The organism is Wohlfahrtiimonas populi (assembly GCF_002006795.1).
Taxonomy (GTDB): Bacteria; Pseudomonadota; Gammaproteobacteria; order Cardiobacteriales; family Wohlfahrtiimonadaceae; genus Wohlfahrtiimonas; species Wohlfahrtiimonas populi.
Genome location: NZ_MVDN01000001.1, coordinates 454,605 through 474,913 on the forward strand (window position 1 = coordinate 454,605; position 20,309 = coordinate 474,913).

Below are 20,309 nucleotides of genomic sequence, written 5' to 3' on the forward strand. Positions count from 1 at the left end.
CTCAATGCATACTGTATCTACACAGAAAAAGCAGTTATTACCGACTCAGAGCATCCTAACCATTAAAATGGTTTTGATTGTTCTGTTTTCTATCGTTTTATTATATGTAGATGCAAAAACAGATTATACAAAACCCGCCAAATCTATTGTGAATACAGGGATTTACCCCATTAAATTATTGGCAGAACTACCTAGTTCTGCAGGTAAAAATTTAAAAATTTGGTTCAGTGATAAAGCAGAATTAATTGATACCATCAATAAACTGCAAGATCGCCAATATACATTGGAGTTTGAAGTACAGAAAAATGCTTCATTATTGGCAGAAAACCGCCGTTTAAGGTTATTACTGCGCTCATCCAATAATCTGCAATATCCATCCATCATTGCTGAAATTATTTCAACTAATACTAATCCTTATCGTCATATTGTTGAGTTAAATCGCGGCACTCAAGATTCTGTAAAAATCAATCAACCGATTATTGACACATCCGGTGTTGTTGGACAAATCATCGATATCGGCCCATTATCCAGCCAAGCTTTGTTAATTTCTGATCCACAACATATCTTCTCAGTGCAAGTGAATCGTAATGGCATTCGTGGGCTTGCTCAAGGTACAGGCAGCTTCCAATCTCTTAACATATTAAATATTCCCATCGAGGAAGATATTAAAGTTGGAGATTTACTCATTTCATCAGGTTTAGATCAACGCTTTCCTCAAGGCTATCCTGTTGCAGTTGTGAGCAATATTGAGCATGATCCAACTAATCACTTTGCAAAAATCACAGCTAAACCTACTGCTGAATTGAATAAAATCAGAGAAGTTTTAGTCTTAAAATCTATCATTGCACAACCTCCAGCAACAACAATTAAGGAGGTAGTACCATGAGATATTATGTCGCACTCATTATTTCTATTTTATTTGGCTTAACATTAGAGCTCGTTTCTATTTCAAATTATCTAGAGCCATTTCGCCCTCATTTTTTATTAATGATTGTGCTTTTTTGGCTTTACTCTACTAAAACTCAATTCAGCGTTGGTTCAGCTTGGCTAGTTGGACTTTTAATGGATGTTGCGTTGCTTTATCCACTAGGTATTAATGCATTAACTTTTGCAATTACTGCTTATATCACTAAACGTAATCAAAAATGGTTATCTAAACTATCTATTACAGAAATCTCAGCAGCTTTTGCTGGCTTTTACATTCTACAAATATTTCTATCTTTAATTCTGAACAACATGATTGGATATACAACTGGATTCAACTTCTGGGTTTTTGGCTCTGTTGTTTCTTCAATCTTACTCTGGCCATTAGTATATACATTGCTTTATGAGTTATGCTATATCCTTAAAATAACATCAAAATAAATAGTTATGTCATTCTTCTCAAAGACAATTGAGCGAAAAAAAAGAAGCAAAGCACAATTGCAGAGCATCTTTCGCAATCGAACTTTTTTTGTCATTCTATTGATATTGGCATGCTTTAGCTTGCTATTGACTCAGCTATTTCACTTGCAAGTTAACCTACACAAAAAATATTCCACATTATCCGACTCCAATAGAATTCAACTCATTCCAATGCCACCAACTCGTGGCCATATCTTTGATCGCAACGGTGTTGTTTTAGCAACTAACATCCCATCATTTAATCTCACAATTACGCGCCAGAATATTTCACAACCAACAGATGAAATCATTCAAACTTTATCACAATGGATCCCTATTTCTGAGCAAGAAATCAATAAATATCAGCGCATTGATCGTGTCACATCACGACAAACTCCCGTACCAATCAAGGAACAACTAACTGAGGAAGAGATTCATACATTATCAGTTAATCTGTATCAGTTGGATGGTGTCGAAATCACATCACAATTAACTCGTCATTACCCTGAATACAATAGCGCAGTCCATGCATTAGGTTATGTTGGCAGAATTGATGCTAGTGATGTTAAAGATATTGAAGCCAAAAATATTCAAAACCAATATTTAACACTCACACATATCGGCAAAAAAGGCGCTGAAAAAAGTTTTGAAGATATTCTACGTGGCACAATGGGCTTTGAGGAAGTAGAAACAAACTCAAGCGGTCGCATTATCCGTAGATTAGAACAGACGTTACCAACACCTGGCCAAGATATTTATCTAACATTAGACATTCGTCTACAACGCATTGCTGAAGAAGTGTTAGGCGATCACACTGGTGCAATCGTCGCCTTTGACCCAAAAACAGGTGAAGTGCTTGCATTCGTATCTAAACCAGATTACAACCCCAATTTATTTGTAAATGGTATCAGTCATACTGATTTTAGCAATCTTAATAATGATCCAGAAAAACCTTTCTTAAATCGTGTAATGCAAGGCCGATATCCACCTGGCTCAACTATCAAACCACAAATAGCATTGGCTGGTTTAGAGCAAGGTATTATTACCCCAACATCAACAGTCTCATGCCAAGGCTATTATCAATTACCTGGTAGTAAACATAAATTCCGCGATTGGCGTCGTTGGGGACATGGTAAAGTAAATCTCTATTTATCACTCGTTCAATCGTGTGATATTTATTACTATGATTTAGCCTATAAAATAGGCATTACGCCAATGACTGATTACCTAAAGCAGTTCTCTTTAGGCAAACCTACAGGTATTGATTTATTGGGTGAAAGCCATGGTGTTTCACCAACACCAGCCTATAAACGCCAAGTGTTTAACCAACCTTGGTATGATGGTGAAACAGTAACAGCAGGTATTGGTCAAAGTTATTGGTTAACAACACCGTTACAAGTTAACCAAGCAACCACAATTGTGGCGCAACGTGGTAAAGCCTTCATTCCTCATATATTGAAAGCAACTCGTAATCCAGCAACACAAGAATTAACCAGCAATGAACTTGTCCCTATTGAACCTGTTAAAGTTAGCAAGCCAGAATATTGGCAAGGTGTCATTGATGGCATGGTGGGCGTAGTTCATGGTAGCCAAGGTACTGCACGACGTATTGGTACTGGTATCAATTACAAAATCGCAGGTAAATCAGGCACTGCACAAGTTAAATCAATTGCTCAAAATGCTGTTTATAACAGAGCCGCATTAGCTAAAAAGCATCATGATCATGCTTGGTTTACTGCTTTTGCGCCTGCTAATGATCCTTCTATTGTGGTCACTGTGTTCGTTGAAAATGGTAACTCTGGCTCTGGCGTTGCCGCACCTCTTGCTAAAGAGGTTATCAATGCTTGGATGTCAGGCTTTAAAGCACCAGCACAAACACCATCCACCAATGTCAGAGCAGGTGAATAATGAGTTATTACGAAGAAACAAAAACTCAATCCATCAAACCAAGAGGCTTACTTGCATTCTTTCATTTGGATACAACTTTATTTTTACTACTACTAGCAGTTTGTGCTTGTGGATTAACAATATTATATAGTGCGTCAGGTGGTAATTTCGCAGTTGTACAAGCACAAGCTGTCAGAATGGGAATTGGGATTTTTGCAATGCTGATCATTGCTTTCACTCCACCTTATGTGATTAAAAGCCTAACGCCTTATTTCTTTGCCATCAGCATTGTGGCACTTGTTCTCATTTATTTCATTGGTGTAGAAGTGAATGGATCGCATCGCTGGTTAGACTTGAAAGTGATTCGCTTCCAACCTTCTGAGCTCATGAAATTAGCAGCACCAATGATGGTAGCTTACTATTTAAGCAATAGAAATTTACCACCTAGCTTTTTAGTCACAGTTGCTGCTTTAATCATTACTGTCGCACCTTTTGCATTAGTTTTATATCAGCCCGATTTAGGCACTGCCCTATTGATATTATTTGCCTGTATTACCGCAATATTTTTTAGCGGACTTAAATGGCGCTATATTATTTTAGCTGGCGCTCTAGTTGCAGTTGCATTGCCTATGGTTTGGGAATTTGGCTTACAAGAATACCAAAAGGGCCGTATTTTAACATTGCTTGATCCTGAATCTGATCCTTTAGGTAAAGGTTATCAAATCATCCAATCCAAAATTGCCATAGGTTCAGGCGGAATGTACGGCAAAGGTTGGTTTAACAGTACGCAAGCCTCTTTAAAATTCTTACCAGAATCATCTACCGACTTCATTTACGCCATTACAGCAGAAGAATTTGGCTTTGTCGGCATTACCATTTTATTAAGCTTATATTTGTTAATTATTTTAAGATCGTTCTATCTCATTAATTGTGCACGAGACCCTTTTAATAAATTAATTGGTGCTGCAATTACCTCCTGTTTTTTCTTCTACATTTTCGTCAATGCTGGTATGGTAAGTGGATTACTTCCCATCGTTGGCGTACCATTGCCCTTTATTAGTTACGGCGGAACTTCCGTTGTGACCTTGTTCCTATCGTTTGGTATAATAATGAGCATATTTGCCCACCCAGAGCCTAAAAAAGAAAAGGAATACACTACGTGAAACGACTAAATCTATGGTTAGCCAGTTCTACAATCCTATTCATCTCAGCTTGTACGAGTAACCCTACTGCACCTCAACAAAAAGCTAATAACAATAACAATCAAGCAACTCATTCAGTACGTGCAGAAACAAATCTTGCTCAGCGCTCTGATGTCGCAAATTTTATTGAAAAAACACATAATGCAACGGGCATTAATAAGCAATGGCTAACGGATACTATGAATAAATCATCCATCAAGCCAAGTATTGTAGATGCAATGAACCGCCCTGCTGAAAAAATGAATTGGGGCCGTTATCGCCCGATTTTCATGACAGAAAATAGAATTAAAGGTGGTGTTGATTTCTACCACCAACATAAAGCTGCATTACAGCGTGCTGAAGCAGAATATGGTGTTTCAGCTGCTGTCATCACTGCAATCATCGGTGTAGAAACAAGCTATGGTGCAAATCGTGGTAATTGGGCAGTCGTTGACGCATTATCAACATTAAGCTTTGAATATCCTCGTCGTGCAGATTTCTTCTCTAACGAATTACAAAAATTCTTAGTGATTGCCTACAATATGAATCGTGACCCATTCAGCTTCAGAGGCTCTTATGCTGGCGCAATGGGTTATCCGCAATTTATGCCATCAAGCTATACGGCATATGCTGTTGACTTTGATGGTGATGGCATTAAAGATTTATGGAATAACCCTGTAGATGCTATTGGATCTGTTGCTAATTATTTAGCAAAACATGGTTGGAAACGTAATGGCGAATTAATTGCACAGGTTAATGTGACGAATGTTAGTGCTGCAAGCCCATATTTCCAACGTGGCCCAGTTCGCCCTCCAAAAACCAATTTAGCAACTTTGAAACAATTGGGCGTTCAAACTTCGATTAATACGACAAATCCTGTAACGTTAATGCAGTTTGAAGTTTCGCCTGGCAATAATGAATACTGGATTGGCTTCTATAATTTCTATGTCATCACACGCTATAACCATTCTAATATGTATGCACTTGCTGTTTCTCAACTAGCTAATGCTATCAACGAAAGAAAATAATTTATGCCTAATCGCAATCTTATATTATTAATTATTTTTTCTCTCTTTATCGCTGGATGTAGCAGCTCTGACGGTAAAGCATCTAAAAATGGTGCTATCCCCAAAGAAGAGCCTGTGAGCAAATATGGTAACCCCAAAAGCTATAAAGTCATGGGCGAAACCTATAAAGTCAAAGAAACATCTAAAGGTTATAGCGAAGTAGGTATTGCTTCTTGGTATGGCAAAGATTTTCATAGCAAACGCACTTCAAGTGGCACGCCATATAATATGCATAACTATTCTGCTGCCCATAAAACTTTACCCATTCCTACTTATGTTAAAGTTACCAACCTAGAAAATGGTAAATCTATTAATGTTCGCGTGGATGATCGCGGTCCATTCTCAAAAGGTAGAATCATCGATCTATCTTATCAAGCTGCAAAAGATTTAGGCGTCATTGCGAAAGGTACTGCAAAAGTTAAAGTAGAAGCTTTGAAACCTTATCAATATCTGAGTGGTAGTAAAGCCGCTTATGGACATACATATACGCCACCACCGATAGAAACATCATTTTCTGATTCTCGTGGTGACAAAATTGAAGTGACGAATGAAAATACTTACATTCCACCTTCTAATCAAAATGGATCATATACAGTACAACTGAATGCTTATAGCAGTGAATATAATGCCAGCAATTACCAAGACCAAATCAGACAAGCTTACAGCTTGCCTGCTGAAGTTCACTATGACGGTCAATTTTACCGCGTGATTGTTCATCGCTATAATAACCAACGTGATGCAGAATCAGCCGCTGTTTCGTTAAAGAATCAAGGGCTTTCTGCAAAAACTTTTAATCTTCAACCATAGAGCATAGAGTAGTTTTATGAAAAAAATTCTTTTAGTGTGCCTTTCAGTTCTTTCAACAAGCGGAGCTGGATTTGCGCAACAACTACCCCCTATTCCTGTTAATCTACCAGTTAAAGCATGGGTCATCATGGATTATGATACTGGTGAAGTATTAGCAGATTACAACGGCAACCAACGCCTAGAACCAGCTAGCGTAACAAAAGTCATGACAAGTTACTTAGTGGCAGAAGCAATTGAGAACGGTGTCATCAAAGAAGATGCACAAGTGACAATCTCACCTTACGCTCAGTCACAAGAAGGCTCACGCATGTTTGCAGAAGCTGGTTCAAAAGTAACTGTCCATGATTTAGTATTGGGCTTGGTCATTCAATCAGGCAATGATTCTTCGATCGCTTTAGCTGAATATCTACACGGTAGCGAATCTATCTTTGCCATGGAAATGAACAAAAAAGCACAAGAACTTGGCATGAATGATAGTAATTTCATGAATGCTTCAGGTTTGCCACATGCAAATCATTACAGCAGCGCTTACGATTTAGCAGTACTTTCTCGCCACTTAATCAATGATTTCCCAAGTCACTATAAAATTTATTCACAAAAATCTTTCACGTGGAATAATATTACACAAAAAAACCGTAACACTTTATTATGGACAGACCCAAGCGTAGATGGCATTAAAACTGGTCACACAAGCTCAGCTGGTTATAACCTTGCATCAAGCGCAGTTCGTAATGGTTTTAGGGTAATTGTTGTTGTTTTAGGCACCAACAATGAAAAAGAAAGAGCTCAAGTATCCACAGAGCTACTCAACTATGCATTTCTTAACTTTGAACACAAAAAATTATATGATCAAAATCAAGTAATTTTAGAATCTCCAGTCCATGAAGGTACTTCTGATTACGTAAAATTAGTATCAGATAAAAATGTTTATGTAACTTATCCGCGCGGTCAATATGCGGAGTTAACATCATCCATTGAAGTTCAAAAACCATTATTAGCACCCATTGAAAAAGGCGCTCCGATCGGCAAATTTATTGTTAAGAACGGTAATAAAACGATCTTAACAACGCCACTATATGCGGAAAGCACGATCGAAGAAGCAAGCTTTGTAAAGCGCTATTGGGATAAGTTTAAATACAAATTCCAGCACAAATTTCAAAAGGTTAAAACACAGTTATTTTAGTATTAAATCCAATCAGCTGTAGTAAAAGAGTAGCATTCGAGTATAATATCGAACTTTAATATTTTTTACTTTACACTGACAATCATCCCGGAGAGATTGAAATGATCGACAAGATTAAGGCATTTTTGCAATCACAGAACATTGTAGCATCGGAGATTATCCATAATCCTAGCTATGATGCGCTATATGAAGCAGAAATGGATCCATCATTAACTGGTTTCGAGAAAGCAACCTTAACAAATTTAGGTGCATTGGCAGTGGACACTGGTATTTTTACTGGTCGTTCTCCAAAAGACAAATTTATTGTCAAAGATGCAACAACTGAAAATACTGTTTGGTGGAATGGCACTGGCGGTGTAAAGAATGACAATGATCCTTTATCACAAGAATCATGGTCTGCATTGAAAGACGTTGTAACGAATCAATTAACAAACAAAAAGCTATTCATTGTTGATGCTTTTTGTGGTGCAAACAAAGACACACGTTTAAGCGTGCGTTTCATTACTGAAGTTGCATGGCAAGCTCACTTTGTGACTAACATGTTCATCCGTCCAACAGCTGAAGAATTAGCAGAATTCGAACCTAACTTCACAGTAATGAATGGTGCAAAATGCTCTGATCCTAACTGGAAAGAACATGGTTTGCATTCAGAAAACTTTGTAGCTTTCAACTTAACAGAAAACATCCAATTGATCGGCGGTACTTGGTACGGCGGTGAAATGAAGAAAGGTTTATTCTCTGTAATGAACTACTTATTACCGTTGAAAGGTATTGCTTCAATGCACTGCTCTGCTAATGTTGGCAAAGATGGTGATGTTGCAGTATTCTTCGGCCTTTCTGGCACAGGTAAAACAACATTATCAACAGATCCAAATCGTGAATTAATCGGTGACGATGAACATGGTTGGGATGATGATGGTGTGTTTAACTTTGAAGGTGGTTGCTACGCTAAAACAATCAACTTATCTGGCGCAGCTGAACCAGAAATCTATGGTGCAATCCGCCGCGATGCATTGCTAGAAAACGTTGTTGTATTAGAAGATGGCACTATTGATTTTAATGATGGTTCAAAAACTGAGAACACTCGTGTTTCTTACCCAATCAATCACATTGAAAATATCGTTGAGCCAATCTCAAAAGCTGGCCCTGCCAAGAAAGTAATCTTCTTAACAGCTGATGCATTTGGTGTATTCCCACCTGTATCGAAGTTAACACCTGAACAAACTCAGTACTACTTCTTATCAGGCTTCACTTCTAAAGTTGCAGGTACAGAACGCGGTATCACTGAACCAACACCAACATTCTCAGCATGTTTTGGTGCGGCATTCTTATTACTTCACCCAACTCAATACTCTGATGTTTTAGTGAAGAGAATGCAAGAATCCGGCGCTGAAGCGTACCTAGTTAACACAGGTTGGAATGGCACTGGCAAACGTATTTCTTTGAAAGATACACGTACAATCATCAACTCTATTTTAAGTGGTGAAATTGATCAATTGCCAACAGCAACATTGCCAATTTTCAACTTAGAAATGCCAACAGAATTACCAAATGTTGATGCTAAATTACTAGATCCACGTAAAACTTATTCAGCTGAATCTGAATGGGAAGTTAAAGCACAAGACTTAGCCGGTCGTTTTGTTACTAACTTTGCACGTTATACAGATACAGATTTAGGTGCATCTTTGGTTGCAGCTGGCCCTAAGAAAGACTAATTTTAGTTTTTTCCAATAAAATAAAATCCCACAATTTGAGAATTGTGGGATTTTTTTATAGCTTAATGTTTCATCATTATCTTCTAAATCTTAAGATTTTAAACTGTGAGTTTTCACTCATTAGGTCCATTTGTAAAGAAGTTTTTTTCGCTAAAGATTCAACTTTTAAGAAACGATTCATGACAAACCAAGCTTCGCCTCTTTTAGTCAATAAACGCTCTGTTGCTGCTAAAAATCGAATCGTGAGATTTTCTGATGTATCAAATCCTTGATGAAAAGGTGGATTACTGACAATCAAATCAAATTGCTTAGATGCAATTGTATCAGCGCAATCATCTAAAATGACCGAACCTTTCACATCATTATTAGTAAAATTCAATTCACACAATGTTACCGCCGTAATATTATTATCCGTTGCTATGAATTCGCTAGATGCAAATGTCTTGGCAAGCACCAATGAAATCAAACCATTGCCACAGCCAATGTCCAATACTTTCTCAAAAGTTTGATGATCATAATGTTGGAGCACTGTTTCACATAGAAACAAACTTCCCTGATCTATTTTTTCAGCGCCATAAATGCCTGCTTTACTCGATAAACTCAGAGATAATTCATTCGCAATCGATTTGATAACAGCATAATCGCGATCTTCAATTTGATCAATCCTTGGATTAATCAAAGAAAATTCTGCAATCCTTAAACCTTTGCCTAATAATTCCTGTTCAACCAATTCACCAAATGCTTTTTCAATTTTCTTGAAAGTATTCTTAATGCCTTCATCATTGAAACCCACACAAATTAATTTACCTTGTGGTTTCAAAATACGCATAGCTTCACGAATCAAATGATTCAATAAAGCTTTGGCTTTTGGCACACGTAAATACACAATATCAAAGCTTGCATCAGCATATTGCGTGCAATCATAATCAGATAAATTCACAGAGCCATATTGCTTTAAATAATCAGCAATATCGATGCGATTTGTGACAGCTTCAGTAGATGTAATGAAAACAGGGTTTGCAGAAACATCATAGTTTTCATCCACAAACCATAGGGAATTTAAACTTGAATATTTTTGTGCGTAATTTGATAAAGCACTGAACGCTTCATTCATGATAAAAACTCCTCAATCTCAGCATCCGTCAATTCACGATAATCACCTTCAGCTAAATCACCTAAATTGATATTACCAATTCGATCACGATGCAATTCAACCACTTCATTACCTACAGCTTTTAACATACGCTTAACCTGATGGAATTTTCCTTCGCTGATTTCTAAGTAAATCTGCTGTGGTGAAATCACTTCAACTTTTGCTGGCAAAGCTTTACCTTCATGCAACTCAGCACCTTCTTCAAGCTGCTGAATAGATGATGATGTAATGTCTTCAGCCAAAGTAACTAAATAGCGTTTAAAGCAATTTTGATTAGGATGCGCAACACGATGCGACCATTGCCCATCATTTGTCACTAAAACTAATCCAGTTGTATCCACATCCAATCGCCCCGCACAATGCAAACCCACAAAGGAATAATCTTCCAATAGATCATAGATTGGCGTGCCACCATCATGTGTATGGCTTGAAACAAAGCCTTTGGGCTTATTCAACATAAAGTAGAAAAACTCTTGGTACACAAGCTCATCATCACAATAAAAAACTCGATCTTGAGATAGATCGAGTTGATGTTTTGCTTGTTTGACCACTTCTTCGTTCACTACCACTTTTTTACTCTTTAGGATGCTTCTTGCATCTTGCCTAGAAACACCTAAAGTTTTCTGAAGAAATTGATCTAAACGCATTTATTTAACGTACGCAATTAATTCTACTTCACATAGAACGTCTTTTGGTAAACGAGCAACTTCAAAACATGAACGTGCTGGTAAGCTTTCACCCAAGTAATGCGCATAAATTTCGTTGAAATCAGCGAAATCTTCCATGTTTTTTAAATAACATGTTGCTTTTAAAACTGTATCAAATGATGCACCTGCTTCATCTAAAACTGCTTTCAAGTTTTCAAACACGCGTTGTGCTTGAGTTTTAACATCATTACCAACCACTGCACCCGTTTCTGGATCCAATGGAATTTGCCCTGATGTGAACAATAAATCTTTAAAAATTTGTGCTTGAGAATAAGGACCTACAGCCTTAGGTGCACGTGGTGAATTCACTACTTTTTTCATTCTTTGTCTCCAACTATTAATTAATCTGTGGTTACACGCAATAATTCGTCAATACTTGTAACACCTGCAACGACTGCTTTGATTGCAGATTTACGAATACTATCAACGCCTTCCAATTCTGCTTGATCTGCGATATCAACAGCACTTGCTTTATCTAAGATCATGCGCTCCATCGTATCAGAAATCGGCATCACTTCATAAATACCAACACGACCCTTATAGCCTTTATTACACATATCACAACCCACAGGCCCAAAAATCTCACCTGTTAATTGCATGGATGTGAAACCCAATCCTTCCAATGTACGAGGATCGATGCGCACTGGCTCTTTACAATATGAGCATAATCTTCTACCTAATCGTTGAGCAATGATCAAATGAACAGTAGATGCAATATTAAATGTCTCCACGCCCATATTGATCAAACGTGTCAATGTTTCTGGTGCTGAGTTAGTATGCAATGTAGATAAAACCAAGTGACCTGTTTGAGCAGCTTTAATGGCAATATCCGCTGTTTCTAAGTCACGAATCTCACCCACCATGATGATGTCTGGATCTTGTCGTAAGAATGATTTCAATGCAGCCGCAAAGTCTAAACCCACACGAGGATTCACAGGTACCTGATTAATGCCTTCCAAGTTAATTTCAACAGGATCTTCTGCCGTTGAAATATTAGTGGTTGGTTTATTTAAAATCCCTAAACATGTATACAATGTAACTGTTTTACCAGAACCTGTTGGCCCTGTTACAAGAATCATACCTTGAGGTTTCGCAATTGCATCAAAGATATTTTTCTTTTGGATATCCGTAAAACCTAGAATCTCAATATTCAAGTTTGCAGCCGAGCTATCCAAAATACGCATTACAACTTTTTCGCCCCATAATGTAGGGCAAACGCTGATACGGAAATCGATAATTTTTCCTTTTAAGGAAACCTTAATACGGCCATCCTGTGGCACACGTTTTTCTGTAATGTCCAATTGTGACATAACCTTAATACGTGCGGCAATCTGATCTCTAAATGCTTCAGGGGGCGAGTACACCTCTTGTAAAACACCATCGATTCTGAAACGAATACGATAACTATGTTCATAAGGTTCGAAGTGAAGATCCGATACACCTCGTGTAATCGCATCAGCTAGAACGCCATTGATAAAACGTACAATTGGAGAACTATCTGCTTCACTCAACAAATCAAAAGTTACAGCTGTTTCACTCTCTTGCTCTGCTGGCTTCTCTTTTTCCATTTGGTTAAAGAGACTTTGCAGTTTTTCGCGGTTTACACCACCTTGAGATTGAAATTGAGCCACCAATTGTGATGGTGCTACTAAAATCGGTTCAATAATCGCACGTGATTTAAATCTCAACGTTTCTAACATTCTAGCATCAAAGGGATCTGCAACTGCAACATACAAAATACCATTTCTTAAACGCAATGGAAAAACCAGTTTTTTTTCCATCTCTTCTGTAGTTAAAAAATCTGGTAGCTTAGTACTTGCATCAAATGCTCGCATATCAAAACGTGGTGCATTTGATAACTCTTGCGTCACTTTATAAATTTCATTCGCTGAAATATTCAATGTCAATAATGCTTTAACCAAAGAGTATTTCTCTGCTTGCATCAAAGTATCTGCTCTATCAAGATGCTCTTTTGTAATGATTGATTTTGCTAGCAGAGCTCTCACAAGATTATTCTGCATTAATCTCATCATTGTTAAGCTCTGTGATTGAGTGCTTGGGTTTGCATCTGTTTGTGTTGGATTTATTGCCACGCCAATTCTCTCTTGTTTGAAATGAAAATTCTTTATACTTTATTGATTATAGCCGATTATTTCTACCATAGAAATAGCTTAGACTCCCTTTCTTCTCCGTGTATAATGAATCTCATTTTTGGATGATTGATTATTAATGTTTGAGCTAACTTTTCCTGATAATAATGAGCGTCTTACTAATTTATGCGGTAACCTAAATTCACATTTACAATTGATTGAAAAACATTTTGCAGTTGAAATAGCGAATCGTGGACCTAAATTCAAAATCACTGGTGAAGAAGCAGCAGAAATTGAAGCAAAAACAATTTTAGAGCATCTCTATGATTCCACTGCTGAAGAAATATTGGATGAAGATATTGTTCGCTTAGCTTTGCACAGCACCCAATTTGATAGGGATGATTTCATTGAAGAGACCCTCGAAAATCATAAAGAAGTCGTACTTAAAAATAAACGTGGCCTGATTCGCGGTCGTAGTACCAATCAAAAACACTATTTATCTGAAATCGCACACAATGCTATTAACTTTGGTATTGGCCCTGCGGGTACTGGTAAAACATTCTTAGCTGTTGCTTCTGCTGTCGATGCTTTAGAACGCCAAAATATTCGTAGAATCATCTTAGTTCGCCCTGCTGTGGAAGCTGGAGAAAAACTAGGATTCTTACCAGGTGATTTAACACAGAAAGTCGATCCATATTTACGCCCTTTATACGATGCTTTATATGAAATGTTAGGTTTTGAAACAGTCTTAAAACTTATTGAGCGCAATGTCATTGAAATCGCACCATTAGCATTCATGCGTGGTCGTACATTAAATGATGCTTTCATTATTTTAGATGAAGCACAAAACACAACTGTTGAACAAATGAAAATGTTCTTAACACGTTTAGGCTTCAATTCTACAGCAGTAATTACAGGTGACATTTCACAAATCGACTTACCAAAACACGTTCAATCAGGCTTAAAAAATGCAATGACTGTTTTAAACAACGTTGATGGCATTACAATGACTTTCTTTGATTCAAAAGATGTCGTTCGCCACCCTTTGGTTGCAAAAATTATCAATGCTTATCAAGCTGCTGAGGATGCAAAAAATGACTAACCTCATTTTAGATGTGCAAAATGCTACAGAATATCCAAATATTCCGACACAGGAACAGTTAGAGCTTTGGGTAAATAATGCATTATCTTTCATTGATATTGAAGAAGATGAAGTTGAGTTAACCATTCGTTTCGCGGATGCAGAAGAAATTCAAGCACTCAACAATGATTATCGCAGTAAAGATAAACCAACGAATGTTTTATCATTTCCTGCAAATTATGAAATTCCTGATTCTTCAGTTTATTTCATGGGTGATTTGATCATATGCCTAACAGTAGTTGAAGCTGAATCTATCGAGCAAGATAAAACTTTTGAAAACCATTTAGCACATATGACAACACATGGTGTTTTGCATCTTTTAGGCTATGATCATATTATCGAAGAAGAAGCAGAAGAAATGGAAAGTTTAGAGATAGAGATTCTAGAAAAGCTCTCAATTGCTAATCCTTATGAAATTGATTAAATATTAAATTTTACTCAAAAAAATAGCCCATCTTAAAATGGGCTATTTTTTATATACTGTTTCTAATTAAAATTGCGAGTTATTACGTAATGCTTCAATTCTCACTTCTAAAGGCGGATGGCTACTGAATAAACTAGTGAACTTGCCTGAAATACCAAATGCAGCCAAGTTACCAGGTAAATCTTCATTAGCATGCTGGTTTTGTAACGCTTGCAATGCACCAATCATTTTAGACTTACCTGCTAAACGCGCACCACCTTCATCAGCTCTAAATTCTCTTTGGCGGCTGAACCATGCAACAATCATCGATGCTAAAAAGCCAAATACAATCTGTAGAACAAATGAAACGATAAAGAATGTACCACTATTTTCTACAGGTGCATCATTATCACTGTCGCTATTGCCCTGCAATGCATTTGTAATAATACCAGCAACAATGCGTGATAAGAAAATAACAAATGTATTCACAACACCTTGAATCAAGGTCAATGTTACCATATCACCATTCGCAATATGTGCAATTTCATGCCCTAACACAGCTTCTACTTCATCTTGGTTCATGTTGTGCAATAAACCTGTACTTACGGCAACCAATGAAGCATTTTTATTTGCACCTGTTGCAAAAGCATTAGGATCAGCAGAATCAAAAATACCTACATCTGGCATACCAATGCCTGCTTCTTCAGCTTGTCTTCTTACTGTTTCAACCAACCAGGCTTCCATTTGATTTTCTGGTTGCTGAATCACATAAACGCCCATACCATGAATGGCCATCTTTTTGGACATCAATAATGAAATGATTGAGCCTGTAAAACCAACGACAGCAGCTGCTAGCAACATTGGCAATAAACCCTGCCCACCATTCAATGCTCCACCTAATCCTGTCACAGACAAAATTACAGTAATAACGGCAATGACAGCAATATTCGTCACAGCCCATAACATCATACGTTTAAACATATCAATAATTCCCTCAATAATTTATTGAACCAATAATGGTGTTACTGTAGATTTTTTCAAGCATTCACAGGATCTTTTTGCATTAATAGGTAACGTTCACGAAGCCCTAAAATTAATGGTATCCAAATCAACACCGCCCAAAAGCTACCATAAAATGCTACATGTAAATTTATAGGCATCATCGCCAAAAATGCGACCGTTAACCAAACTGAAAACTGCTTTGCTGTTAATAACATCACCAACACTGCGCTCACTGCTAGCAAATAACATATAAATCCTAAAGTGCCCGTCTGAGATAGTACTTCAAGTCCATGAAAATGAGGAAAAAAAGCTTCATCATGCTGCCTCTTTAGTTCTTTGGGCTGAGAAGAGAATTCCTGATGAAAAGTTCCTGTGCCTGCACCAATAATTGGGTTTTCATGATACTGCTTCCATGCAAACTCCCATAAAACTAAACGTGCAGAAGAAAGTTTATCAAACCATTCATAACTACCAATTTCAACTTTTTCTGTTTCTTGATAAGGATTAATGTAACGATTTTTTACTGTTGGAATTTGAGAAATACCAATACCTATAACAGCAAGTACCACTAAAGATGCTAAAACTTTTTTTAACGAAACTTTCTTTTGTACAATCAACCATAGAACCATTAAGCTCCAACTCACCAAAAGTGTAATAACACCAGCACGTGCGCCTGCTACAAATATTACCAAAACTGAACAAATTGAAATGATAGACCAAAAATATTTACTCTTTTGTTTATCCATAAAAGAGAGAATCATTTGATAAAAAATAATTGGTGTCAATGTTGCTAATACATAACCTAAATGATAGAACTGGAACAATCCCATGATACGATTACGATCACGGCTCACCCCAGTTAAATGATAACCTGTCAACCACTCAACTGTTGCATCTAGGGCAATCAGAGCGATAAAAGCAAGCACGCCATAACGCACTTTGTTCAATGCCGATAAATTAAATAAAATAATTAAACCCGCAATAAAAAAGAATCTAGAAAAATTTAAAACTGTCTTCCAACTATCTTTAGGTAAAACACTAAAACACGCAGAAATTACAATTGGAATAAACAATAGACCAAAAAGATAGATAAAAAAACTTTCTTTAAAGTATTGCCACACATCTTTTCTATTACGCACACAAAAATAAATCCCCCATAACGTTGTTGCTATAACAACCCCGTTATACACACCCATTTTTGCAATATATAACCAAAAAAATGCAACAAAAAGAAACAACGCTATATTCTGCTGCGTCATCTTTTCTTTCAGGCAGTTCATCATATTCATAATCCTAATTTTAATAATTGTTGTGCAATTCGAGTAGACTCATTTAATCTCTCAAACTGAATAAAATTACTATTCACTTTGCGGGTAGAGATTAAATGCTCTAAATTTTGTGCTATTTTACCTTTTAATCCCATGACATCAATTGTTTTTAGCATACAGCCAGCACTCAAAGCTTCATAAATCATCGAGATTGATTCTGATGTCACCCAAGCTTCTTTACTTTTTAATAATTGCTCTGGCAACCACGATGCATCAATATCTTTAAAATCAATCAATTCAACTTTATCTATAATATCTTCAGGTAAATTTTGTATGAAATCATTAGGTGTTCTTCGTGATGTTGATAGAATAATCTTTGTATTCACATCTGCCAATTGGACTTTCTGCGATAATTGCTCATAAATATCTTCATTTTTCCACTCACATGCAGAACTTGGCCCGCCAATCAAAATCAAAACTTGAGCTTCTTTATTCACAGGCATTAATGATAATGCATTCATTGCGCCTTCTGTCACTAATACATTACCCTGCTCAGACAATCCATCATGCTTTGGCACAATACAATAATCAAACCAAGATTTTGGTAATGATGGCTTCATGATCACTATCGATTTTGCATCACACTTCCATTTGTAATATAGCAAACTAAAATGTGTTCTATGCCCAGCGCCAATCACTATGCTATTAGCTTCGACTCCTTTTGCACATTGACCAAAACTTTTGAGCCATTGCCATAATGAAAATTTTGGTAATACTTGAATATCATAATCATTTGATTTTAATTGTTGTAATGCTTTTGCTAAGCCTTCACTTTGTCTAAAGTGCCCAATTTTTCCATCTGTAATGCAATAAATTATTTTTTTCATAATCCAGAAATAAAAAAACCCTAGAAGGGTATTCTAGGGTTTTTCATAAATAATTGTCTAAAATTATTTAGCTTTGATAGTAAGCTTCTCTTTAATACGAGCTGCCTTACCTTCAAGATTACGCAAGTAGTAGATTTTCGCTTTGCGAACATCACCACGACGTTTAACGTCTAATGAAGCGATTAATGGGCTGAATGATTGGAACGTACGTTCAACACCAACACCATGAGAAATCTTACGAACTGTGAATGCAGAACCCATACCGCGATTACGTTTAGCGATAACTACGCCTTCAAACGCCTGAATACGCTCACGGTTTCCTTCTTTAACTTTAACGTTGACAACAACCGTATCTCCTGTTGAAAATTCAGGAAGCTGACGGCTCATCATCTCTTGCTCTAATTGCTGTACGATATTCATAATTGATAAACCTATTGTTCAAAACCAATTATAATAATTGGTAACCATAAAAAGGAGAGCATTGTATACCATTTAAAAATAAATTGCATATTTTTTGTCTCATGCTAGATAAAAATATCTATAGGACCTGCACCCTCACGAATAATTTCTGGCACGCCAGAAGTCAAATCAATAACCGTTGTCGGTGAATGGCTACAATCTCCTGCATCAATTATAGCATCTACTCGCTTTTCTAACAGATCTTCAATTTGATAAATTTCGCGCAAATCTTCAGCGCTATAGTTGGGCAATGTTACCGTCGTTGATAACAAAGGCTCACCCAAAGCCTCTAATAAATCTTTAGTAATTTGATGATCTGGCACGCGCAAACCAATTGTTTTACGTTTTGGCGTCAGCAATTTTTTCGGAATATCTTTAGAACCTTTTAATACAAAAGTATAAGGACCAGGCAATACAGCACGCAACAAACGATATTGGCTATTATCCACCATTGCATACGTTGCTAATTCCGATAAATCTCGACATACCAATGAGAAAAAGTGATCATCATCCACTTCACGAATACGACGAATACGTTCCATTCCCTGTTGATTACCAATCATGCAACAAAAAGCATAACTAGAATCTGTAGGATAAACCAATATTCCATCTTTTCGCAAAATCTCCACAGCTTGTAAAATTGCTCTAGCCTGTGGATTTTCTGGATGCATATATAAAATCATAACAACCTCAAACTATTTTCTTTGATATCTATGATGATTCAATTGCAACCATTGTAACGCAATAATTGTTGAAGCAGTTTGAATCTCACCATCAAAAATCATATCCATTGCTTGCTCTCTTGAAACAACAAAAGCATCAATATCTTCATGCTCTTCAGCTAAGCCAAAATAACCACCTGCCTGTGATAAATCAGTTAAAGCTAAAAATAGATATAATTTTTCATTACTGCCACCAACTGATGGGAAGAAATCACAAATCGGTATCAAATTACTGATATTTAAACCTGCTTCTTCCAATGCCTCACGCTCAGCCACATTCACAAAAGCTTCATCAGTTTTATCCACCAATCCAGCAATCAACTCAACAATCCATGGTGATTCCATTTTACCTGCAGATGCAATGCGCAATTGTCGTGTCAATAAAACAGTATCATGAACAGGATCATAAGGTAAAACAGCTACAGCATCTAACCTCACAAATATTTCACGGCGAATATTTTCAATCATCTCACCTTTAAAAGTGGGATGATCAAAAATTAACTCATCAATCTTAAAGAAACCATCATATTTGCGAGTTAAGCTTTTTACTTTAATTTTCTGAGCATCGGGCAATGTCATTTTACACTCCGTATTGGTCGCGGTATTTCTTCATGTTTTCTAATGTTTCAATATTATCACCAGATGCTTCTAAATAGCTGATTAAATCACCCATAGAAATCAAAGAACATACTGTTAAACCATAATTTTGGCGCATTTCATGTACTGCCGATAATTCAGCTTGACCGCGCTCTTGACGATCCAACATCAATACCACACAAGTTGGTCTTGCACCTGCTTTTTCAATCAATTCAATAGACTCACGAATTGCTGTACCCGCTGTCATTACATCATCAATCAACAACACATCACCTTGTAATGCTGAACCCACGATCATACCACCTTCACCATGATCTTTAATTTCTTTACGGTTGAAGCTCCAAGGATAGTTTTGATGATACTTATTATACAATGCTGATACTGTTGCTGAAACCAAAGGAATACCTTTATAAGCAGGACCAAACATCATATCAAAAGATAATTGATGCTCTTTGATCATCTCAGCATAAAACTCACCTAATTTTGCTAATGCTTCGCCTGTATTAAATGCACCTGCATTGAAAAAATATGGACTAACACGGCCAGATTTTAATGTAAACTCGCCAAATTTTAACGCTTCATATTGAATTGCCAACTCGATGAATGCTTTTTGATGATCCTTCATGATGATTCCTAAACTTAAAATATAAAAAATAT

At 36.8% G+C, this 20,309-nt stretch carries 21 protein-coding genes; 10 read left to right on the plus strand and 11 right to left on the minus strand.

From position 1 onward, the window contains the following. Window positions 1-4: 4 nt before the first annotated feature. The 8 genes from mreC to pckA all read left to right on the plus strand — a co-directional run bounded on the left by mreC (window position 5) and on the right by pckA (window position 9,223). Window positions 5-886 (plus strand): rod shape-determining protein MreC, encoded by an 882-nt coding sequence (gene mreC, locus BZK16_RS02280; RefSeq protein ID WP_077927267.1) that lies wholly within the window; start codon window positions 5-7, stop codon window positions 884-886. Next, on the plus strand, window positions 883-1,365 hold the full coding sequence (gene mreD / locus BZK16_RS02285) for a rod shape-determining protein MreD (RefSeq protein ID WP_077927268.1): 483 nt from the start codon (window positions 883-885) through the stop codon (window positions 1,363-1,365). The genes mreC and mreD overlap by 4 nt, the downstream gene beginning before the upstream one ends. Before the next feature lie 6 nt (window positions 1,366-1,371). After that, entirely contained in the window at window positions 1,372-3,291 is a 1,920-nt protein-coding gene (gene mrdA, locus BZK16_RS02290; protein WP_077927269.1) for a penicillin-binding protein 2, read from the plus strand. Continuing rightward, window positions 3,291-4,433, plus strand: a complete 1,143-nt coding sequence (gene rodA, locus BZK16_RS02295; protein WP_077927270.1) for a rod shape-determining protein RodA — start codon at window positions 3,291-3,293, stop codon at window positions 4,431-4,433. Before mrdA ends, rodA begins: the two co-directional genes overlap by 1 nt. Continuing rightward, a complete protein-coding gene (gene mltB / locus BZK16_RS02300; RefSeq protein WP_077927271.1) occupies window positions 4,430-5,479 on the plus strand; it encodes a lytic murein transglycosylase B in 1,050 nt (349 codons plus the stop codon). Before rodA ends, mltB begins: the two co-directional genes overlap by 4 nt. A 3-nt stretch (window positions 5,480-5,482) precedes the next feature. Then, window positions 5,483-6,325 carry a septal ring lytic transglycosylase RlpA family protein gene (locus BZK16_RS02305; RefSeq protein ID WP_077927272.1) on the plus strand — a complete coding sequence of 281 codons (843 nt, stop codon included), beginning with the start codon at window positions 5,483-5,485 and terminating at the stop codon, window positions 6,323-6,325. A gap of 16 nt (window positions 6,326-6,341) precedes the next feature. Beyond that, window positions 6,342-7,508: a D-alanyl-D-alanine carboxypeptidase family protein gene (locus tag BZK16_RS02310; RefSeq protein ID WP_077927273.1), complete on the plus strand. Its 1,167-nt coding sequence runs from the start codon at window positions 6,342-6,344 to the stop codon at window positions 7,506-7,508. A 101-nt stretch (window positions 7,509-7,609) separates the two neighbouring features. Then, window positions 7,610-9,223, plus strand: a complete 1,614-nt coding sequence (gene pckA, locus BZK16_RS02315) for a phosphoenolpyruvate carboxykinase (ATP) (RefSeq protein ID WP_077927274.1) — start codon at window positions 7,610-7,612, stop codon at window positions 9,221-9,223. 76 nt (window positions 9,224-9,299) lie between these two features. On the opposite strand, the gene BZK16_RS02320 is transcribed toward pckA, so the two are convergent. Genes BZK16_RS02320 through pilB form a run of 4 tightly spaced genes read right to left on the minus strand, consistent with a single transcriptional unit; the run spans window position 9,300 to window position 13,113 of the window. Further along, window positions 9,300-10,337: a methyltransferase gene (locus tag BZK16_RS02320; protein ID WP_233145155.1), complete on the minus strand. Its 1,038-nt coding sequence runs from the start codon at window positions 10,335-10,337 to the stop codon at window positions 9,300-9,302. Then, window positions 10,334-11,023 (minus strand): pseudouridine synthase, encoded by a 690-nt coding sequence (locus BZK16_RS02325; RefSeq protein WP_077927276.1) that lies wholly within the window; start codon window positions 11,021-11,023, stop codon window positions 10,334-10,336. Before BZK16_RS02325 ends, BZK16_RS02320 begins: the two co-directional genes overlap by 4 nt. Then, window positions 11,024-11,404, minus strand: a complete 381-nt coding sequence (locus BZK16_RS02330; RefSeq protein ID WP_077927277.1) for a RidA family protein — start codon at window positions 11,402-11,404, stop codon at window positions 11,024-11,026. It lies immediately after the preceding gene. Between the two features lie 20 nt (window positions 11,405-11,424). Beyond that, on the minus strand, window positions 11,425-13,113 hold the full coding sequence (pilB, locus tag BZK16_RS02335) for a type IV-A pilus assembly ATPase PilB (protein ID WP_096777489.1): 1,689 nt from the start codon (window positions 13,111-13,113) through the stop codon (window positions 11,425-11,427). A gap of 199 nt (window positions 13,114-13,312) precedes the next feature. Between pilB and BZK16_RS02340 the strand changes: the two genes are divergently transcribed. Continuing rightward, entirely contained in the window at window positions 13,313-14,275 is a 963-nt protein-coding gene (locus BZK16_RS02340) for a PhoH family protein (RefSeq protein ID WP_077927278.1), read from the plus strand. Then, on the plus strand, window positions 14,268-14,738 hold the full coding sequence (gene ybeY / locus BZK16_RS02345) for an rRNA maturation RNase YbeY (RefSeq protein WP_077927279.1): 471 nt from the start codon (window positions 14,268-14,270) through the stop codon (window positions 14,736-14,738). Before BZK16_RS02340 ends, ybeY begins: the two co-directional genes overlap by 8 nt. A 66-nt stretch (window positions 14,739-14,804) precedes the next feature. Here the strand turns inward: ybeY and htpX are convergent, their stop codons facing one another. The 7 genes from htpX to pyrE form a co-directional block, all read right to left on the minus strand. Continuing rightward, entirely contained in the window at window positions 14,805-15,698 is an 894-nt protein-coding gene (gene htpX, locus BZK16_RS02350) for a protease HtpX (RefSeq protein WP_077927280.1), read from the minus strand. Window positions 15,699-15,754: 56 nt separating this feature from the next. Continuing rightward, window positions 15,755-16,999 (minus strand): O-antigen ligase family protein, encoded by a 1,245-nt coding sequence (locus BZK16_RS02355; RefSeq protein WP_077927399.1) that lies wholly within the window; start codon window positions 16,997-16,999, stop codon window positions 15,755-15,757. Window positions 17,000-17,004: 5 nt separating this feature from the next. Beyond that, a complete protein-coding gene (locus tag BZK16_RS02360) occupies window positions 17,005-17,874 on the minus strand; it encodes an ELM1/GtrOC1 family putative glycosyltransferase (RefSeq protein ID WP_077927281.1) in 870 nt (289 codons plus the stop codon). Window positions 17,875-17,937: 63 nt separating this feature from the next. Further along, window positions 17,938-18,294, minus strand: coding sequence for a 50S ribosomal protein L19 (gene rplS, locus BZK16_RS02365; RefSeq protein ID WP_077927282.1), 357 nt, complete (start codon window positions 18,292-18,294; stop codon window positions 17,938-17,940). A gap of 104 nt (window positions 18,295-18,398) precedes the next feature. After that, on the minus strand, window positions 18,399-19,016 hold the full coding sequence (locus BZK16_RS02370) for an L-threonylcarbamoyladenylate synthase (protein WP_077927283.1): 618 nt from the start codon (window positions 19,014-19,016) through the stop codon (window positions 18,399-18,401). Between the two features lie 12 nt (window positions 19,017-19,028). After that, window positions 19,029-19,634 (minus strand): NUDIX domain-containing protein, encoded by a 606-nt coding sequence (locus BZK16_RS02375; RefSeq protein WP_077927284.1) that lies wholly within the window; start codon window positions 19,632-19,634, stop codon window positions 19,029-19,031. A 1-nt stretch (window position 19,635) separates the two neighbouring features. Next, window positions 19,636-20,277 carry an orotate phosphoribosyltransferase gene (gene pyrE / locus BZK16_RS02380; protein ID WP_077927285.1) on the minus strand — a complete coding sequence of 214 codons (642 nt, stop codon included), beginning with the start codon at window positions 20,275-20,277 and terminating at the stop codon, window positions 19,636-19,638. Window positions 20,278-20,309: the final 32 nt, after the last annotated feature.

Excerpts from the sequence above, each read along its gene's own strand:
- mreC (WP_077927267.1), top strand. The coding sequence starts at position 5 with ATGCATACTGTATCTACACAGAAAAAGCAGTTATTACCGACTCAGAGC.
- mreD (WP_077927268.1), top strand. The coding sequence starts at position 883 with ATGAGATATTATGTCGCACTCATTATTTCTATTTTATTTGGCTTAACA.
- mrdA (WP_077927269.1), top strand. The coding sequence starts at position 1,372 with ATGTCATTCTTCTCAAAGACAATTGAGCGAAAAAAAAGAAGCAAAGCA.
- rodA (WP_077927270.1), top strand. The coding sequence starts at position 3,291 with ATGAGTTATTACGAAGAAACAAAAACTCAATCCATCAAACCAAGAGGC.
- BZK16_RS02305 (WP_077927272.1), top strand. The coding sequence starts at position 5,483 with ATGCCTAATCGCAATCTTATATTATTAATTATTTTTTCTCTCTTTATC.
- BZK16_RS02310 (WP_077927273.1), top strand. The coding sequence starts at position 6,342 with ATGAAAAAAATTCTTTTAGTGTGCCTTTCAGTTCTTTCAACAAGCGGA.
- pckA (WP_077927274.1), top strand. The coding sequence starts at position 7,610 with ATGATCGACAAGATTAAGGCATTTTTGCAATCACAGAACATTGTAGCA.
- BZK16_RS02320 (WP_233145155.1), bottom strand. The coding sequence starts at position 10,337 with ATGAATGAAGCGTTCAGTGCTTTATCAAATTACGCACAAAAATATTCA.
- BZK16_RS02325 (WP_077927276.1), bottom strand. The coding sequence starts at position 11,023 with ATGCGTTTAGATCAATTTCTTCAGAAAACTTTAGGTGTTTCTAGGCAA.
- BZK16_RS02330 (WP_077927277.1), bottom strand. The coding sequence starts at position 11,404 with ATGAAAAAAGTAGTGAATTCACCACGTGCACCTAAGGCTGTAGGTCCT.
- pilB (WP_096777489.1), bottom strand. The coding sequence starts at position 13,113 with ATGAGATTAATGCAGAATAATCTTGTGAGAGCTCTGCTAGCAAAATCA.
- BZK16_RS02340 (WP_077927278.1), top strand. The coding sequence starts at position 13,313 with ATGTTTGAGCTAACTTTTCCTGATAATAATGAGCGTCTTACTAATTTA.
- ybeY (WP_077927279.1), top strand. The coding sequence starts at position 14,268 with ATGACTAACCTCATTTTAGATGTGCAAAATGCTACAGAATATCCAAAT.
- htpX (WP_077927280.1), bottom strand. The coding sequence starts at position 15,698 with ATGTTTAAACGTATGATGTTATGGGCTGTGACGAATATTGCTGTCATT.
- BZK16_RS02355 (WP_077927399.1), bottom strand. The coding sequence starts at position 16,999 with ATGAACTGCCTGAAAGAAAAGATGACGCAGCAGAATATAGCGTTGTTT.
- BZK16_RS02360 (WP_077927281.1), bottom strand. The coding sequence starts at position 17,874 with ATGAAAAAAATAATTTATTGCATTACAGATGGAAAAATTGGGCACTTT.
- rplS (WP_077927282.1), bottom strand. The coding sequence starts at position 18,294 with ATGAATATCGTACAGCAATTAGAGCAAGAGATGATGAGCCGTCAGCTT.
- BZK16_RS02370 (WP_077927283.1), bottom strand. The coding sequence starts at position 19,016 with ATGATTTTATATATGCATCCAGAAAATCCACAGGCTAGAGCAATTTTA.
- BZK16_RS02375 (WP_077927284.1), bottom strand. The coding sequence starts at position 19,634 with ATGACATTGCCCGATGCTCAGAAAATTAAAGTAAAAAGCTTAACTCGC.
- pyrE (WP_077927285.1), bottom strand. The coding sequence starts at position 20,277 with ATGAAGGATCATCAAAAAGCATTCATCGAGTTGGCAATTCAATATGAA.